This window comes from Pseudomonas sp. NMI542_15 (assembly GCF_021283425.1).
Lineage (GTDB): Bacteria > Pseudomonadota > Gammaproteobacteria > Pseudomonadales > Pseudomonadaceae > Aquipseudomonas > Aquipseudomonas fortuita.
Map to the genome: position 1 here is coordinate 101,653 of NZ_JAJSRO010000014.1, position 16,390 is coordinate 118,042.

Consider the following 16,390-nt stretch of genomic DNA (forward strand, 5'->3'; position numbering starts at 1 on the left):
GGCCTTGTGCCGCGAATGGGCCGCAGAGCGGCCCCGCTTTTTTCTCCCGATTTAACAGAGACCATGCAATGCCGCTGTCCAATATCCAGATCCTGCACGAAGACGCCGCCATCCTGGTGATCAACAAGCCGACCCTGCTGCTGTCGGTGCCCGGCCGCGCCGAGGATAACAAGGACTGCCTGATTACCCGCCTGCAGGAAAACGGCTACCCCGATGCGCTTATCGTGCACCGCCTGGACTGGGAAACCTCCGGCATCATCCTGCTGGCCCGCGATGCCGACAGCCACCGCGAGCTGTCGCGGCAGTTCCACGACCGCGAAACCGAGAAGGCCTACACCGCACTGTGCTGGGGCCAACCGGCACTGGACAGCGGCAGCATCGACCTGCCGCTGCGCTACGACCCGCCAACCAAGCCACGGCATGTGGTGGACCACGAGCAGGGCAAACATGCGCTGACCTTCTGGCGCATCGTCGAGCGCTGCGGTGACTACTGCCGGGTAGAACTGACGCCGATCACCGGGCGCTCGCACCAGTTGCGCGTGCACATGCTGTCGATCGGCCACCCGCTGCTGGGTGACCGGCTGTATGCCAACCCCGAAGCACTGGCGGCCCATGAGCGGCTGTGCCTGCATGCCTCCATGTTGAGCTTTACCCACCCGGTGTCCGGTGAGCGGTTGAAGTTCGAGTGCCCCGCGCCCTTCTGATTTTCGCCCGGCTGGCCCGGCCTCTTCGCGGGCTCGCCCGCTCCCACAGGGATGACCCTGCGTTGGAAATGTGTGCAGTACCGGTGGGAGCGGGCAGGCCCGCGAAGAGGCAGACACATATTGTCGACATTGTGCGTTAAACTCGCGCCACTGCTGTCTGGAGTGAGCTATGCGCGATGCACTGAATACTGGCCTTATCGAATTCCTCAAGGCCTCCCCCACGCCCTTCCACGCCACCGCCAGCCTGGCCCAACGCCTGGAAGCTGCAGGCTATCAGCGCCTGGACGAGCGCGACAGCTGGGCCACCGTGCCTGGCGGCCGCTACTACGTCACCCGTAACGACTCGTCGATCATCGCCATCAAACTGGGCAAGCAGGCACCGTTGCTCAACGGTATCCGTATGGTCGGTGCCCACACCGACAGCCCGTGCCTGCGCGTCAAGCCGCAGCCCGAGCTGCAGCGCCAGGGCTTCCTGCAGTTGGGTGTGGAAGTGTATGGCGGCGCCCTGCTGGCGCCATGGTTCGACCGTGACCTTTCCCTGGCCGGCCGTGTCACCTACCGCCGTGACGGCAAAGTTGAAAGCCAGCTGATCGACTTCAAGCTGCCGATCGCGATCATCCCCAACCTGGCCATCCACCTGAACCGCACTGCCAATGAAGGCTGGGCGATCAACCCGCAGAACGAGTTGCCGCCCATCCTGGCTCAGGTAGCGGGTGATGAGCGTATCGACTTCCGCGCCCTGCTCACCGAGCAACTGGCCCGCGAGCACGAGCTGATCGCAGACGTGGTGCTGGATTACGAACTGAGCTTCTACGACACCCAGGACGCCGCGCTGGTCGGCCTGAACGGCGACTTCATCGCCGGGGCGCGCCTGGATAACCTGCTGTCGTGCTACGCCGGCCTGCAAGCCCTGCTGGCCGCCGACAGTGACGAAACCTGCGTGCTGGTGTGCAACGACCACGAAGAAGTCGGCAGCAGCTCGGCTTGCGGCGCCGACGGCCCGATGCTGGAGCAGACCCTGCAGCGCTTGCTGCCCGATGGCGACGCCTACGTGCGCACCATCCAGCGCTCGCTGATGGTGTCGGCCGACAACGCCCACGGCGTGCACCCCAACTACGCCGACAAGCACGACGGCAACCACGGGCCCAAGCTCAACGCCGGGCCGGTGATCAAGGTAAACAACAACCAGCGCTACGCCACCAACAGCGAAACCGCCGGTTTCTTCCGCCACCTGTGCATGGCCGAGGAAGTGCCGGTACAAAGCTTTGTGGTGCGCAGCGACATGGGCTGTGGCTCGACCATCGGCCCGATTACAGCCAGCCACCTGGGCGTGCGCACGGTGGATATCGGCTTGCCGACCTTTGCCATGCATTCCATTCGCGAACTGTGCGGCAGCCACGACCTGGCGCACCTGGTGAAGGTACTGACTGCCTTCTACCGAAGCCGCGAGCTGCCTTGATGTAAGCAGGCCCGGCCTCTTCGCGGGCTCGCCCGCTCCCACAGGGACCGCACAACCTTCGGGAACTGCGCTGAACCTGTGGGAGCGGGCAAGCCCGCGAAGAGGCCGGGCCTGCTCAAGGTCAATCCCGCCTCGCTTGCCAAGCGCTATGCTTGTTACATGGCCCCACTGCAAAAGGATTGCTGTCCATGTCACCGTTCCTGTCACTGTTCGTGCCGGTGTTCCTGTTCCTGCTGCTGCTGACCATTGGCTTCAGCATGCGCGAGCGCAATATCGGTGTACTGATGATGTGGATCGGCACCTTGGGTATCTTTGGCCTCACCTGCTGGAAGATCCTCGAGAAACTGCCGACATAAACCTCTACACTCGGTCAATCGTTTGACCTGAGGTAGATTTGCCCGTGCCTGCCCTCCTGCGTTACCTGTTCCTTCTCCTGCTGCTGTTCATCACTCCGGTACAGGCAGCGGGCCTGCCCGGCCTGCTGGGCGGCAGTGCGCCCGCGCAACCGGAGGCCACCGAGCCGCTGGGCAAGTCGCTGGACGAAGTGATCAAGAACCTGGAAAACGACCAGCAGCGGGCCAAGCTGCTGGCCGATCTTAAAAAGCTGCGCGACGCCACCAGGCAATCGCAGCCCAGCGTGGAACAGGGCGTGCTCGGCCTGATTGGCGGCGCGCTGCATGATTTTGAAAAACAGTTCAGCGGCGATGCCAGCCCGTTTCACCGCTGGGCGGCAGAAATCGAACAAGCCCAAGCCGAACTGACCGACCTGGTAGTGCCGGTGCACCAGTGGCCGGCGATCCTGTTCGGCTTTGCCGCCGTCATTGCCGTGTGGAGCGTGCTGGCCTACGCCTTCAACTGGGTCGGCCACCGGATACGCCTGCGCTTTGGCCTGAGCGAAGAACTGCCCCAGCACCCGCGTACCTGGGACCTGGTGCGCTTTGCCCTGCGCAAGCTCGGCCCTTGGCTGGTGGCGCTGGTGTTCACCGTGTACCTGAGCGTTGTGCTGCCACCGTCACTGGGTAAATCGCTGGCCATGGTGCTGGCCTACGCACTGGTCGTCGGCACCTGCTTCTCGGCCATCTGCGTGATCGCCTTCTCGCTGCTCGACGGCCCGCACCGCCACCGCGCCCTGCATATCCTGCGGCATCAGGCATTTCGCCCGCTGTGGCTGATCGGCAGCTTCGCAGCGTTTGGCGAGGCCATGAGCGACCCGCGCATGCTGGTCGCACTGGGGACCCACCTGGCCCATGCCCTGGCGACCTTGGCCAACGTCATCGCCGCACTGTGCACCGGGCTGTTCATCCTGCGCTTCCGCCGCCCCATCGCCCACCTGATCCGCAACCAGCCGCTGGCACGGCGCCTGACCCGGCGAACCCTCAGCGACACCATCGAGATCCTCGGCAGCTTCTGGTTCATACCGGCGCTGATTCTGGTGGCCATTTCGCTGTTCGCCACCTTTGTCTCGGCCGGTGACACCAGCACCGCCCTGCGCCAGTCGCTGATGTGCACGGTGCTGGTGGTGGTGTGCATGGTGCTCAACGGCCTGGTGCGCCGCCACGCCGCCAACCCCAAACGCGCCAACAAGCGCCAGGCGGTGTATGCCGAACGCCTGCGCAACTTCGGCTACCTGCTGGTGCACCTGTTCATCTGGCTGGTGTTCATCGAACTGGGCCTGCGGGTGTGGGGCCTGTCGATGATCGGCTTTGCCGAGGGCGACGGCCATGAAGTGAGCCTGCGCCTGCTGGGCCTGGCCGGCACGCTGATCGTCGCCTGGCTGGTGTGGATCCTTGCCGACACCGCCGTGCACCACGCCCTGGTGCGTTCGCGCCGGGGCCTGGCGAACGCTCGTGCGCAAACCATGATGCCGTTGATCCGCAACGTGCTGTTCGTGGTCATCTTCATCATTGCGGTGATTGTCGCCTTGGCCAACATGGGCATGAACGTGACCCCGCTGCTGGCCGGTGCCGGTGTGATCGGCCTGGCCATCGGCTTTGGTGCGCAATCGCTGGTGGCCGACCTGATCACCGGGTTGTTCATCATCATCGAAGACTCGCTGGCCATCGACGACTACGTGGACGTGGGCGGGCACCTGGGCACGGTAGAGGGGCTGACCATCCGTACCGTGCGCCTGCGGGACATCGACGGCATCGTGCACACCATCCCGTTCAGCGAGATCAAGAGCATCAAGAACTACTCGCGGGAGTTTGGCTACGCGATCTTCCGCGTGGCGGTCCCGCACAGCATGAACATCGACCAGGCGATCACGCTGGTTCGCGAGGTGGGGCAGAAGCTGCGCAATGACCCATTGATGCGCCGCAACATCTGGTCACCGCTGGAGCTGCAAGGCGTGGAGAGTTTCGAATCGGGGTCGGCGATCTTGCGGGCCCGGTTCAAGACCGCGCCGATCAAGCAGTGGGAAGTGTCACGGGCGTTCAACCTGGCGCTGAAGCGGCAGCTGGATGAAGCCGGGCTGGACCTGGCGACGCCGCGGTTGTCGGTACAGGTGGTGACTGCTGGTGGAGGTGGGATAGCGGAATCCGGTTCCTCCAGTTAGGTCCCGATCGCCGGCAAGCCAGCTCCCACAGGCACTGCACAGGGCCTGAAGCCAATGCAATCAAGGTGGGAGCTGGCTTGCCGGCGATGGGCTGCAAAGCAGCCCCAGAATCCAAGATCAACCGGCCTGTGCACGGATGCGGATGGCATCATGCCGCCAATACTCCAGGTCACAGTCGATCAGGTGCCCATGCTGGTCGCTGTTGACCCGCGTAATGTGCAGCCCCGGGCTGCCCACCGACACCTTCAACGCCCCTGCTGCCTCCACCGGCAATGCCGTCGGCAAGATTTCGAAGCATACCTGCCCGTACCGGATGCCATACACCCGCCCATAAATCTCGGTCAGCGACTGCGCCAGGTGCTGTTCGAGAATGCCCGGAAAATAACGGGGATTCAGGTAGTGCTCGGCATACAGCACCGCGCGCCCGTCAATTCGCCGCAAGCGGCAGATTCGCACCACGCTGGACAACGCCGGTAGCTGCAAGCGGGCACAGATGGCCGCCGACGCTGGCTGCAGCCGTGCCGAGAGGAGTTCGGTAGTGGCCACACGCCCCTGATCGCGCACCATGGCATGGAAGTGGCTGCGCTCGATCAGGTCGTAGGTGAGCCGCTCGGGCGCGACGAACCAGCCGCGACGCTCTTCGCGGTAGATCAGGCCCTGGGCCTCCAGCTGCGCCAGTGCCTCACGCAGGGTGATGCGCGTGGTGTCGAACACCTCGCTGAGCTTGCGCTCGGCCGGCAGCTTGCCGCCGGGCGCCAGCAGGCCGTGCTCGATTTGCTCCAGCAGGGCATGGCAGATGGCTGTTACCGCACGCGGTGGCATCGGCTGCATGAATGGTTACCTATCTGGACTAGTCCAGCCCCAGAACAGGGCACTTGGAGAATAGTGCAAGCCTAGGCAGGGCTGATGAATATCCTGTGACAAGGCTGCCGACGGGGTACTGCCAGAATCGGGCCAGCCCCGCAAAACCGGGGGTTCACCATGGTCTACGCTGTATTGCCAGGAGCCCGTCGACACCTTGGCGGGCCCTTCCCTACATCAAATTGTCACGCAAGCGGCCTACCTTGGCTCAAGGTTTGCTGACCTAGACCAAAGGTTCCAGGCAACGGCTTCACTCATAACAACGATCGGTTAAAGGCACCCACCCAAGGAGCTACGGATGAAAAAGTTGTTCATGGCGTCACTGCTCGGTTCGGCCATCGCGTTCTGTACCTCGGCCATGGCCGAGGACCTCAAGGCCCTGGAAGATGCCGCCCGCAAGGAAGGCACCGTCAACAGCGTGGGCATGCCCGATGCCTGGGCCAACTGGAAAGGCACCTGGGAAGACCTGGCCAGCAAATACGGCCTCAAACACAGCGACACCGACATGAGCTCGGCACAGGAACTTGCCAAGTTCGAAGCCGAGAAGGACAACGCCAGCGCCGACATTGGCGATGTGGGGGCCGCCTTCGGCCCTATCGCGGTGACCAAGGGCGTGAGCCAGCCATACAAGCCAAGCACCTGGGACCAGGTGCCGGAGTGGGCCAAGGACAAGGACGGCCACTGGGCGCTGGCCTATACCGGCACCATTGCCTTCATCATCAACAAGGACCTGGTCAAGGAAGAGGAACGGCCGAAAACCTGGCATGACCTGGAAAAAGGCAAGTACAAGGTCGCCATCGGCGACGTCGGCACTGCCGCCCAGGCCGCCAACGGCGTGCTTGCCGCCGCCATCGCCTACAAAGGCGATGAAAGCAACGTGGCCCCCGGCCTGCAACTGTTCACCAAACTGGCCCAGCAAAAGCGCCTGTCGCTGGCCAACCCGACCATCCAGACCCTGGAGAAAGGCGAGGTGGAAGTCGGCGTGGTGTGGGACTTCAACGGCTTGAGCTACCGTGAACAGATCGACCCCAAGCGCTTTGAAGTGCTGATCCCGTCGGATGGCTCGGTGATTTCCGGCTATACCACGGTCATCAACAAATACGCCAAGCACCCCAACGCGGCCAAACTGACCCGTGAATACATCTTCAGCGATGCCGGGCAGATCAACCTGGCCCAGGGGCATGCCCGGCCCATCCGTGCCGAGCACCTGAAGCTGCCGGCGGATGTGCAGGCCAAGTTGCTGCCTAACGAGCAATACGGAGCTGCCCAGCCGATCAAGAATGCCGAAGCCTGGGAAGCCACCTCGAAGAAACTGCCACAGATGTGGCAGGAGCAAGTGATCATCGAGATGGAATAAACGGCTAGCTTGCCTAGTGCCTGACCCGGCCCCTTCGCGGGCACGCCCGCTCCCACAGAGGCCGTGCAAAACCCTGTGGGAGCGGGCATGCCCGCGAAGAAGCCAACGCGGTTTATGACTGGAGCCACCATGCAACACAACGTCATCCTGGTCCTGCTAGACGGCCTGAACTATCAGGTCGCCCACCACGCCATGGGCCACCTGCATGCCTATGTCGAGGCCGACCGCGCCGCGCTGTACCGCGTGGAATGCGAGCTGCCGTCGCTGTCACGGCCGTTGTACGAATGCATCCTCACCGGCGTGCCGCCCATCGACAGCGGCATCGTGCACAATAACGTCAACCGCCTGTCCAACCAGCGCAGCGTGTTCCACTACGCCCGCGAAGCCAACCTGGGCACCGCAGCGGCGGCCTATCACTGGATGAGTGAGCTGTACAACCGCTCGCCTTTCGACCCCCAGCGCGACCGCCATACCCACGCGCCGAAGCTGCCGATCCAGCATGGGCTGTTCTACTGGGACGACCGTTACCCCGATTCGCATCTGCTGGCGGATGGCGAATACCTGCGCCGTCGCCATGCCCCCAACTTCCTGCTGGTGCACCCGATGAGCATCGACGATGTCGGCCACCGCCACGGCCTGGACAGCAGCCAGTACCGCAACGCAGCGCGCAGCGCCGATATCTTGCTGGCCGACTACCTGCCAGGCTGGCTCGAAGAGGGCTATCAGGTAATGGTCACCGCCGACCACGGCATGAACAACGACCGCTCGCACAACGGCCTGCTGACCGAGGAGCGCGAAGTGCCGCTGTTCGTCTTTGGTGACGCCTTCAGCCTGGACCCGGCGGCCAAGCCGCTGCAGACCGAACTGTGCGGCACCCTATGCGAGCTGCTGGGCGCTGCCCACGACAAGACCGTGTGCCGGGAGCTGCTGAAGTGACCACACCCAAGCGCAGCGGCGCCCGTGGCCGCTACCTGGCCCTGCTTTGCTTGCTGCCGTTTGCCGTGTTCTTCGTCATCTTCCAGATTGCCCCGTTGGCCTGGGTGGCGATCAACAGCGTGCAATCGGAAGCAGGCTGGGGCGTCGAAAACTTCAGCAAGGTGTTCAGCTCCAAGTTCTACCTGCAGGCCATACAACGCAGCCTGGAGATCAGCTTCTGGTCGAGCCTGTTCGGCATCGTCATCGCCACCCTTGGCGCCTATTCGTTGCGCCAGGTGGACTCGAAGCTGCGCGACTTCGTCAGCGCCTTCGCCAACATGACCAGCAACTTTGCCGGCGTGCCGCTGGCGTTCGCCTTCATCATCCTGCTCGGGTTCAACGGCGCGCTGACACTGCTGCTGAAGCAGGTCGGCCTGCTGGAAGACTTCAGTATCTATTCCAAAAGCGGGCTGATCCTGGTGTACACCTACTTCCAGATCCCGCTGGGTGTGTTGCTGCTCTACCCCGCCTTCGACGCCCTGCGTGAAGACTGGCGCGAGTCGGCCGCCCTGCTTGGCGCCAACCACTGGCAATACTGGCGGCACATCGGCCTGCCGGTGCTCACCCCGGCACTGCTGGGCACCTTCGTCATCCTGCTGGCCAACGCCCTCGGTGCATACGCCACCGTGTACGCGTTGACCACCGGCAACTTCAACGTACTGCCGATCCGTATCGCTGGCCTGGTAGCCGGGGACATCAGCCTCGACCCGAACCTGGCCAGCGCCCTGGCCATGGTGCTGGTGGGGCTGATGACGCTGGTCACGGTGGTGCATCAATGGCTGCTGAAGAGGAGCTACCATGCGCGCTGACGCCCGTTCCGGCGGCTGGTACCACCGCGTTGTGGTCTACCTGCTGTTCTTGATCCTGCTGCTGCCACTGGCCGGCACCCTGCTCTATTCGCTGGCCACCAGCTGGTCGGCCAGCCTGCTGCCCAGCGGCCTGACCCTGAAATGGTACGTGGCACTGTGGAGTGAGCCGCGCTTCCTCGCCGCCTTCGGCCAGTCGCTGCTGGTGTGCCTGGGCGCGCTGCTGCTGTCGGTGGTGCTGATCCTGCCGCTGCTGTTCGTGGTGCACTACCACTTCCCGCGGCTCGATGCGTTGATGAACATGCTCATCCTGCTACCGTTCGCGGTACCGCCGGTGGTGTCCTCGGTGGGGCTGCTGCAACTATATGGCAGCGGGCCGATGGCCATGGTGGGCACGCCGTGGATCCTGATCGGCTGCTATTTCACCATTGCCCTGCCGTTCATGTACCGGGCCATTACCAACAACCTGCAGGCAATCAACCTGCGCGACCTGATGGACGCCGCCCAGCTACTCGGCGCCAGCACCTGGCAGGCAGCGCTGCTGGTGGTACTGCCCAACCTGCGCAAGGGCCTGATGGTGGCGCTACTGCTGTCGTTCTCGTTCCTGTTCGGCGAGTTTGTGTTCGCCAACCTGCTGGTCGGCACCCGCTACGAGACCCTGCAGGTGTACCTGAACAACATGCGCAACAGCAGCGGCCACTTCAACAGCGCACTGGTGATCTCGTACTTCGCCTTCGTGCTGGTACTGACCTGGGTCGCCAACCGCCTGAACAAGGACAAGACCTGACATGAGCTTCGTCAGCGTACAGAACCTGCAGAAAAGCTACGCCGGCAGCCCGGTGTTCGAGAACATCGACTGCCACATCGAGCGCGGCGAGTTCGTGACCCTGCTGGGCCCGTCCGGCTGCGGCAAGTCCACCCTGTTGCGCTGCATCGCCGGGCTGACGCCGGTGGACAGCGGGCAGATCCTTCTCGACGGCCACGACATCGTGCCGCTGAGCCCGCAGAAGCGTGGCATTGGCATGGTGTTCCAGAGTTACGCGCTGTTCCCCAACATGACCGTGGAACAGAACGTGGCGTTTGGCTTGCGCATGCAGAAGGTCAAGGCCGACGAAAGCCAGGCCCGTGTCCGTGAGGTGCTGGCGCTGGTGGAGCTGGGCAACTTTGCCGGGCGCTACCCGCACCAGTTGTCTGGCGGCCAGTGCCAGCGCGTGGCCCTGGCCCGCTCACTGGTTACCCGCCCGCGCCTGCTGCTGCTCGACGAGCCGCTGTCGGCACTGGATGCGCGTATTCGCAAACACCTGCGCGAGCAGATTCGTGCCATCCAGCGCGAGCTGGGGCTAACCACTATCTTCGTCACCCACGACCAGGAAGAAGCGCTGACCCTGTCCGACCGCATCTTTCTGATGAATCAGGGGCGTATCGTCCAGAGCGGCGATGCCGAAACCCTCTACACAGCGCCTGTGGACCTGTTTGCCGCCGGCTTTATCGGCAACTACAACCTGCTCGACGCCGAAAGCGCCAGCCGCCTGTTGCAGCGCCCGGTCACCAGCCGCCTGGCGATCCGCCCAGAGTCGATCACCTTGGGCGTCAACGGCGAACTGGATGCCGAAGTCCGCAGCCACAGCCTGCTGGGCAATGTGATCCGCTACCGGGTAAACGTGCGCGAGGTGGAGTTGGTGGTCGACGTGCTCAACCGCTCGCCGGCCGACCTGCACGGGGACGGGAAACGGGTAAGCTTGTCCATCGACCCCACGGCGCTGCGGGAAGTGGCTTAAGGAGATTCAACACAATGGCACTGGCACTTTTCGATCTGGACGAAACCTTGATCCACGGTGACTGCGCGTCGCTGTGGAGCGAGCAGATGGCCCGGCTGGGCTGGGTAGACGGCAAAGCGTTTCTGCGCCGCGACCATGAACTGATGGAGGCCTATGGCAAGGGCCACCTGCGGATGGAGGAGTACATGGCCTTCAGCCTGGAGCCGATTGCCGGGCGTACCCTGGAAGAAGTCGAGCACCTGGTGGAGCCGTGGGTAGAAGACGTGATAGAGCCGATCATCTTTGGCGACGCCTGCCGCTGCATTGCCGAGCACCGCCAGCGTGGGGACCGCATTCTGATCATTTCCGCTTCGGGGACGCACCTCGTCGGGCCGATTGCGGCACGGCTCGGGGTGGATGAATACCTGGCGATTGAGCTAGAGGCGGTGAACGGGGTGTATACGGGCAAGACTCACGGGGTACTGACCTACCGCGAAGGCAAGATCACCCGGCTGCTGGAATGGCTGGATCAGGAGCAGGAGAACCTTGAGGGAGCGAGTTTCTATTCCGATTCACGCAATGACCTGCCGCTGCTGCTGAAGGTGGATCACCCGCATGTGGTGAACCCGGATGCGGTGTTGCGCGAGCATGCCCAGACCAATGGCTGGCCGATCCTTAGCTGGTCCTGAAGATTTGTGTGGGCCTCTTCGCGGGCACGCCCGCTCCCACAGGTATCACCACACGCTCGGACATTGTGGGGTCTTTGTGGGAGCGGGCGTGCCCGCGAAGGGGCCGGGCCTGCTTACACCAGGCTTGGGTCTATCACCATCACCAGCTTGCCCGACACCTGATTGGTCTCAAGCTCGGCATACGCCGCCTGGGCAAACTCCACCGGGTAGGTATCGACCAGCTGGGGTGACAAACGCCCTTCGGCGAACAGCGGCCACACTTGCTGTTGCAGCTCGCGCAGCAACTCAGCCTTGAAGCCGTCATCGCGGTTGCGCAGCGTTGAGCCGGTAATTTCCAGGCGCTTGCCCAGCACCTGGGCCAAGTCCAGCTCAAACTTGCGCCCGCCCATCAGGCCGATGATCACCCAGCGCCCGTCACGGGCCAGCAGCTTGAGGTTGAGTTCGCCGTAGCTGGCGCCCACCGGGTCGAGAATCACGTCGAACGGCCCGAAACCTTCCAGTGCATCCAGGTTCTCGTTACGTACCACACCCCCCGCAGCGCCCAGCGCTTCGCAATAGGCCAGGCGATCCGGCGAGCCGACGCTGACCCACACCGGGCTGCCGAATGCCTTGCACAGCTGGATGGCAGCCGAGCCAACGCCACTGGCGCCAGCATGCACCAGCACCTTCTCACCGGCGTTCACACCCCCCAGCTGGAAGATGTTCAGCCAGGCAGTGGCATACACCTCCGGCAAGGCTGCCGCTTCATGCAGGCTGAGCCCTTCGGGCACCGGCAGTACATGACGGGCATCGACCACCACTTCCTCGGCCATGGCGCCACTGGCCAGCAGTGCGCACACCCGGTCGCCCACGCGCCAGTCGGCGCCGGCGCCCACTTCCTCGACCACCCCGGCGCATTCAAGGCCCATGTATGGGCTGGCGCCTGGCGGTGGCGGGTACAAACCTTTCATCTGCAGCAGATCGGCGCGGTTCAGGCCCGCAGCAGCCACGCGAATGCGCACTTGGCCCGCGTCACAGGCCGGGCGTTCGGCCTCGACCCACTCCACATGTCCGTCAACGCCTTGCAATGCCTTCACAGTGCCTCCATAGTTGAATCATGACTGGGCCTGGGGAACGCACACCCCAGGCTTTTTGCAGTATTTGCCCGGTTCCATGGAACCGGCAACGGAAAAGACGGCCTACTATGCGTGATCAATTGCCTCCACGTCGAATCAGCATGAAGCATTTCCTCCCAAGCACCGCCCTCGCTGTAATGATCGGCCTGGGCAGCCTCGCGCTCGGCGGCAATGCAGCGGCCGCCAACAAGTGGGACGGCCTGCAGCCGGACCGCGACGAGATCGTCGCCAGCCTCAACGTGGTGGAATTGCTCAAGCGCCACCACTACAGCAAGCCGCCGCTGGACGATGCCCGCTCGGTCATCATCTACGACAGCTACATCAAGCTGCTGGACCCGGCGCGCAGCTACTTCACCGCTGCCGACATTGCCGAATTCGACAAGTGGAAAACGCAATTCGACGATTTCCTCAAGAGCGGTAACCTGGACCCGGGCTTCACCATCTACAAACGCTACCTGGACCGTGTCAAGCAGCGCCTGGACTTCGCCCTGGCCGAGCTGAACAAAGGCGTGGACAAGATCGACTTCACCGCCAAGGAAACCTTGCTGATCGACCGCAAGGACGCACCGTGGATGAAGGACCAGGCCGAGCTCGACGACCTGTGGCGCAAACGCGTCAAGGACGAGGTGCTGCGCCAGAAGATCGCCGGCAAGGAACCCAAGCAGATCCAGGAAACCCTGATCAAGCGCTACAAGAATCAGCTGGCGCGCCTGGACCAGACCCGTGCCGAGGATATCTTCCAGGCCTATATCAACACCTTCGCCCAGTCCTATGACCCGCACACCAACTACCTGTCGCCAGACAACGCGGAAAACTTCGACATCAACATGAGCCTGTCGCTCGAAGGCATCGGCGCGGTGCTGCAAAGCGACAACGACCAGGTCAAGATCGTACGCCTGGTGCCGGCAGGCCCGGCAGCCAAGACCAAGCAGGTAGCACCGGCCGACAAGATCATCGGCGTGGCCCAGGGCAACAAGGAGATGGTCGACGTTGTCGGCTGGCGCCTGGACGAGGTGGTCAAGCTGATCCGTGGCCCGAAAGGCTCGGTGGTACGCCTGGAAGTCATCCCCGCCAGCAATGCGCCGAGCGACCAGACCAGCAAGATCGTGTCGATCACCCGTGAAGCGGTAAAACTCGAAGAGCAGGCGGCGAAAAAGTCGGTGCTCAAGCTCAAGCAGGACGGGCGTGACTACAAACTGGGTATCATCGAGATCCCGGCCTTCTACCTCGACTTCAAGGCTTATCGCGCCGGTGACCCGGAATACAAGAGCACCACGCGTGACGTGAAGAAACTGCTCACCGAGCTGCAGAAAGAGAAAGTCGACGGCGTGGTCATCGACCTGCGCAACAACGGCGGCGGCTCCCTGCAGGAAGCCACCGAGCTGACCAGCCTGTTCATCGAGAAAGGCCCGACCGTGCTGGTGCGTAACAGCGACGGCCGCGTAGACGTGCTCGAAGACGAAAACCCGGGTGCCTTCTACAAAGGCCCACTGGCGTTGCTGGTCAACCGCCTGTCGGCCTCGGCGTCAGAGATCTTCGCGGGCGCCATGCAGGACTACCACCGCGCGCTGATCATCGGTGGCCAGACCTTCGGCAAAGGCACCGTGCAGACCATCCAGCCGCTCAACCATGGCGAGCTGAAGCTGACCCTGGCCAAGTTCTACCGGGTTTCCGGGCAGAGCACCCAGCATCAGGGCGTACTGCCGGACATCGACTACCCGTCGATCATCGATACCAAGGAAATCGGCGAGAGCGCTCTGCCCGAAGCCATGCCGTGGGACACCATCCGCCCGGTAGTCAAGCCGGCGGCGGACCCGTTCAAGCCTTACCTGGCCATGCTCAAGGCGCAACATGAAGCGCGCAGCGACAAGGATGCCGAGTTCACCTACATTCGCGACCGCCTTGCCCTGACGCAGAAGCTGATGACCGAAAAAACCGTCAGCCTGAACGAGCAGGACCGCCGTGCACGCCACGACGAAATCGAAGCCAAACAGCTGGCGCTGGAGAACATCCGCCGCAAGGCCAAGGGTGAAGAGCCGCTCAAAGAGCTGAAAAAAGAGGACGAGGACGCGCTGCCGGTCGAGGACGAAAACACCAAGCCGGAAGACGACGCCTACCTTTCGGAAACCGGTCGTATCCTGATCGACTACCTCAGCGCCAGCACCAAGGTGGCCAAGAAGTAAGGCGAGTCGGCAGTGATGGCAAAATAGCGCGACCTGTCATCAAACAGTCATCGCGCTGTCGTGAAATACGGTGGCCGGGCATGCAAATGCCCGGCCCTTTCATTTTCAGGAATATGTCATGACCGTCGCCGAACAGCTCAGTGCCTTGAGTGCCATCCTGGCTCAACGCAGCATCCACAGTCTGTTTCAGCCGATCATGTGCCTGAGCGAGCAACGGGTTTTCGGCCATGAAGCGCTGAGCCGTGGGCCGTCCAACAGCCCGCTGCATGCACCCCTGAACCTGTTCAGCATCGCCCGCCAGGCCGGCCGCCTCACCGAGCTGGAAGCCGCTTGCCGGGAAAGTGCCTGCCGGCGCTTTAGCGAACAGCAGTTGCAGGGCAAGCTGTTTCTCAACATCTCGCCTGAATCGCTGCTGGAGCCGCACTACCCGTCCGGCCTCACCCTGAAGCTGCTGGAGCAGGTCGGCCTGCCGCCCAGCCGGGTGGTAATCGAGCTGACCGAGCACACCCCGACCGACGACTTCCAGCTGCTGTCAAATGCGCTGCACCACTACCGTGACATGGGCTTTTCAATAGCCCTCGACGATCTGGGCGCGGGCTATTCAAGCTTGCGCCTGTGGTCGGAGTTGCGCCCTGAATACGTGAAGATCGACCGCCACTTCATCGACGGTATTCACCGCGACCCGCTCAAGCGCGAGTTCGTTGGCTCGATCTTGCAGATTGCCCGGGCATCGAAGGCACAGGTGATTGCCGAAGGCATCGAGCTGGCAGAGGAGCTGGCAGTGCTGACCGAGATGGGGGTAGACCTGGTGCAGGGCTACCTGCTGGGGCGCCCGCAAGAGCTGGGCGTACGGGAAAGCTGGCCGTTACCGGCGCTGGGCAGCGTGCCGTTGGCCGAGCAACCGACAGTGCGGCTCAATGCCACGCTTGGGCAGTTGCTGGAGTTGTTTGAGCGGCATCGGCACCTGGAGGCATTGGAGGTGGTGGATGCTGACGGCAAAGGTTGTGGATTAATCCACCGGCATGGTTTGCCTGCCCTGGCCCTATCGCCGGCAAGCCAGCTCCCACAGGTACAGCACAGGCTCTGAGTGATGGGGTGTGCCTGTGAGAGCTGGCTTGCCGGCGACAGGGCCAGAACAGGCCCCCATCAGGCGGTTTCGGGGTAGCTGTACTCGAACACCCGAGCCACCTCGGAGGCATGCCAGGAGGCCGCCTCCATTCCATCGACCGGCCCGGCAAACCGCCCCAGCCGTTCGACACATTCAAAAAAGCCGGTGCGCGGTAAACGGCTGGCGCCCTGGCTGATTACCAGCGAGCTGCGCAACGGCTGCTCGGCACGGGCATCCAGCACTGCCAGGTACTCCAGCGCGGCAGTCAGCGTCTGCATGGCGGGGCTGGGCAGTTGCAGTCGCTCGATCAGCGCTCGGTAGGTCAGCAAGTGACGTTGACGTCGGGCCAGATCAAGCTCGCCCAGCAGGTTCTCCCAGTGCTGACGGCTGATCCTGACCTGGCTCATGATGGCTCGCTCCAGCCAGCCACCCCCAGGTGCCAAGCCAAGGCGCGTCGGATGGCAGCATCCGGCTGACGTTCGCCCGACTCGATCATGGCCAGATACGCCGGGCTCACCCCGACATTGCGCGCCAGTTGCTCAGGGGCTATGCCCTTGGCCTGGCGGATCTGCCCTACTTCACTGAACGCCGGCATGGGCGCCACGGCAGCGGAGCCGGCATCTTCAGTGGCAACCGCCTCGGCAGGCGCCTGCCCTGCTGCCTTGAGCAGTGCCTGGTACTGCTCCCAGGGAACGACGGCGTACTCGGGTTGACCGTCCCGGCTGATGACCTGAATACCCATTACAAACCCCTTAAAAAAGGATTACAGCATGTAATCCGTAGGCATAACCCTTATGCCAATTATATTACCAACTCCGGGGT

Annotated in this window: 16 protein-coding genes; 12 read left to right on the plus strand and 4 right to left on the minus strand. The window is 63.2% G+C overall.

From position 1 onward, the window contains the following. Nucleotides 1-68: 68 nt before the first annotated feature. From LU684_RS19645 to LU684_RS19660, 4 genes are all read left to right on the plus strand, one after another. Nucleotides 69-704 (plus strand): RluA family pseudouridine synthase, encoded by a 636-nt coding sequence (locus LU684_RS19645; protein ID WP_011532730.1) that lies wholly within the window; start codon nucleotides 69-71, stop codon nucleotides 702-704. A 169-nt stretch (nucleotides 705-873) separates the two neighbouring features. Next, complete coding sequence (locus LU684_RS19650) at nucleotides 874-2,163, plus strand: M18 family aminopeptidase (protein WP_060518720.1); 1,290 nt, start codon at nucleotides 874-876, stop codon at nucleotides 2,161-2,163. A gap of 188 nt (nucleotides 2,164-2,351) precedes the next feature. Beyond that, nucleotides 2,352-2,519, plus strand: coding sequence for a hypothetical protein (locus LU684_RS19655; protein WP_012271002.1), 168 nt, complete (start codon nucleotides 2,352-2,354; stop codon nucleotides 2,517-2,519). A gap of 44 nt (nucleotides 2,520-2,563) precedes the next feature. After that, nucleotides 2,564-4,717 (plus strand): mechanosensitive ion channel family protein, encoded by a 2,154-nt coding sequence (locus LU684_RS19660; RefSeq protein ID WP_024717884.1) that lies wholly within the window; start codon nucleotides 2,564-2,566, stop codon nucleotides 4,715-4,717. A gap of 117 nt (nucleotides 4,718-4,834) precedes the next feature. Here LU684_RS19660 and LU684_RS19665 read toward each other — a convergent pair whose 3' ends face one another. Beyond that, on the minus strand, nucleotides 4,835-5,548 hold the full coding sequence (locus LU684_RS19665; protein ID WP_016485320.1) for a UTRA domain-containing protein: 714 nt from the start codon (nucleotides 5,546-5,548) through the stop codon (nucleotides 4,835-4,837). A gap of 328 nt (nucleotides 5,549-5,876) precedes the next feature. Between LU684_RS19665 and LU684_RS19670 the strand changes: the two genes are divergently transcribed. The 6 genes from LU684_RS19670 to LU684_RS19695 all read left to right on the plus strand — a co-directional run bounded on the left by LU684_RS19670 (nucleotide 5,877) and on the right by LU684_RS19695 (nucleotide 11,162). Further along, nucleotides 5,877-6,935, plus strand: a complete 1,059-nt coding sequence (locus LU684_RS19670; RefSeq protein WP_016485319.1) for an ABC transporter substrate-binding protein — start codon at nucleotides 5,877-5,879, stop codon at nucleotides 6,933-6,935. 129 nt (nucleotides 6,936-7,064) lie between these two features. Further along, nucleotides 7,065-7,871, plus strand: coding sequence for an alkaline phosphatase family protein (locus LU684_RS19675; RefSeq protein ID WP_016485318.1), 807 nt, complete (start codon nucleotides 7,065-7,067; stop codon nucleotides 7,869-7,871). After that, nucleotides 7,868-8,719, plus strand: a complete 852-nt coding sequence (locus tag LU684_RS19680; protein WP_016485317.1) for an ABC transporter permease — start codon at nucleotides 7,868-7,870, stop codon at nucleotides 8,717-8,719. The genes LU684_RS19675 and LU684_RS19680 overlap by 4 nt, the downstream gene beginning before the upstream one ends. Beyond that, a complete protein-coding gene (locus LU684_RS19685; protein ID WP_016485316.1) occupies nucleotides 8,709-9,503 on the plus strand; it encodes an ABC transporter permease in 795 nt (264 codons plus the stop codon). Before LU684_RS19680 ends, LU684_RS19685 begins: the two co-directional genes overlap by 11 nt. A gap of 1 nt (nucleotide 9,504) precedes the next feature. Continuing rightward, nucleotides 9,505-10,494, plus strand: coding sequence for an ABC transporter ATP-binding protein (locus LU684_RS19690; protein WP_016485315.1), 990 nt, complete (start codon nucleotides 9,505-9,507; stop codon nucleotides 10,492-10,494). A gap of 14 nt (nucleotides 10,495-10,508) precedes the next feature. Beyond that, the gene (locus LU684_RS19695) at nucleotides 10,509-11,162 is read left to right on the plus strand and encodes an HAD family hydrolase (RefSeq protein ID WP_232894944.1); all 654 of its coding nucleotides are present in this window, start codon (nucleotides 10,509-10,511) and stop codon (nucleotides 11,160-11,162) included. 113 nt (nucleotides 11,163-11,275) lie between these two features. Here LU684_RS19695 and LU684_RS19700 read toward each other — a convergent pair whose 3' ends face one another. Next, nucleotides 11,276-12,238: an NAD(P)H-quinone oxidoreductase gene (locus LU684_RS19700; RefSeq protein ID WP_232894945.1), complete on the minus strand. Its 963-nt coding sequence runs from the start codon at nucleotides 12,236-12,238 to the stop codon at nucleotides 11,276-11,278. Nucleotides 12,239-12,378: 140 nt separating this feature from the next. Between LU684_RS19700 and LU684_RS19705 the strand changes: the two genes are divergently transcribed. After that, nucleotides 12,379-14,460: a carboxy terminal-processing peptidase gene (locus LU684_RS19705; protein ID WP_016485312.1), complete on the plus strand. Its 2,082-nt coding sequence runs from the start codon at nucleotides 12,379-12,381 to the stop codon at nucleotides 14,458-14,460. Between the two features lie 118 nt (nucleotides 14,461-14,578). Next, nucleotides 14,579-15,547, plus strand: coding sequence for an EAL domain-containing protein (locus LU684_RS19710; protein WP_023047312.1), 969 nt, complete (start codon nucleotides 14,579-14,581; stop codon nucleotides 15,545-15,547). 59 nt (nucleotides 15,548-15,606) lie between these two features. Here the strand turns inward: LU684_RS19710 and LU684_RS19715 are convergent, their stop codons facing one another. Together LU684_RS19715 and LU684_RS19720 are read right to left on the minus strand one after the other, a co-directional pair. Next, nucleotides 15,607-15,975, minus strand: coding sequence for a hypothetical protein (locus tag LU684_RS19715; RefSeq protein WP_016485310.1), 369 nt, complete (start codon nucleotides 15,973-15,975; stop codon nucleotides 15,607-15,609). After that, nucleotides 15,972-16,310 carry a helix-turn-helix domain-containing protein gene (locus tag LU684_RS19720; protein WP_016485309.1) on the minus strand — a complete coding sequence of 113 codons (339 nt, stop codon included), beginning with the start codon at nucleotides 16,308-16,310 and terminating at the stop codon, nucleotides 15,972-15,974. Before LU684_RS19720 ends, LU684_RS19715 begins: the two co-directional genes overlap by 4 nt. Between the last annotated feature and the right edge of the window lie 80 nt (nucleotides 16,311-16,390).

Bases quoted from the DNA above. Each gene is read 5' to 3' on its own strand.
- LU684_RS19690 (WP_016485315.1), top strand. From the start codon at position 9,505: ATGAGCTTCGTCAGCGTACAGAACCTGCAGAAAAGCTACGCCGGCAGC.
- LU684_RS19685 (WP_016485316.1), top strand. From the start codon at position 8,709: ATGCGCGCTGACGCCCGTTCCGGCGGCTGGTACCACCGCGTTGTGGTC.
- LU684_RS19710 (WP_023047312.1), top strand. From the start codon at position 14,579: ATGACCGTCGCCGAACAGCTCAGTGCCTTGAGTGCCATCCTGGCTCAA.
- LU684_RS19670 (WP_016485319.1), top strand. From the start codon at position 5,877: ATGAAAAAGTTGTTCATGGCGTCACTGCTCGGTTCGGCCATCGCGTTC.
- LU684_RS19655 (WP_012271002.1), top strand. From the start codon at position 2,352: ATGTCACCGTTCCTGTCACTGTTCGTGCCGGTGTTCCTGTTCCTGCTG.
- LU684_RS19645 (WP_011532730.1), top strand. From the start codon at position 69: ATGCCGCTGTCCAATATCCAGATCCTGCACGAAGACGCCGCCATCCTG.
- LU684_RS19705 (WP_016485312.1), top strand. From the start codon at position 12,379: ATGAAGCATTTCCTCCCAAGCACCGCCCTCGCTGTAATGATCGGCCTG.
- LU684_RS19665 (WP_016485320.1), bottom strand. From the start codon at position 5,548: ATGCAGCCGATGCCACCGCGTGCGGTAACAGCCATCTGCCATGCCCTG.
- LU684_RS19675 (WP_016485318.1), top strand. From the start codon at position 7,065: ATGCAACACAACGTCATCCTGGTCCTGCTAGACGGCCTGAACTATCAG.
- LU684_RS19715 (WP_016485310.1), bottom strand. From the start codon at position 15,975: ATGAGCCAGGTCAGGATCAGCCGTCAGCACTGGGAGAACCTGCTGGGC.
- LU684_RS19695 (WP_232894944.1), top strand. From the start codon at position 10,509: ATGGCACTGGCACTTTTCGATCTGGACGAAACCTTGATCCACGGTGAC.
- LU684_RS19650 (WP_060518720.1), top strand. From the start codon at position 874: ATGCGCGATGCACTGAATACTGGCCTTATCGAATTCCTCAAGGCCTCC.
- LU684_RS19720 (WP_016485309.1), bottom strand. From the start codon at position 16,310: ATGGGTATTCAGGTCATCAGCCGGGACGGTCAACCCGAGTACGCCGTC.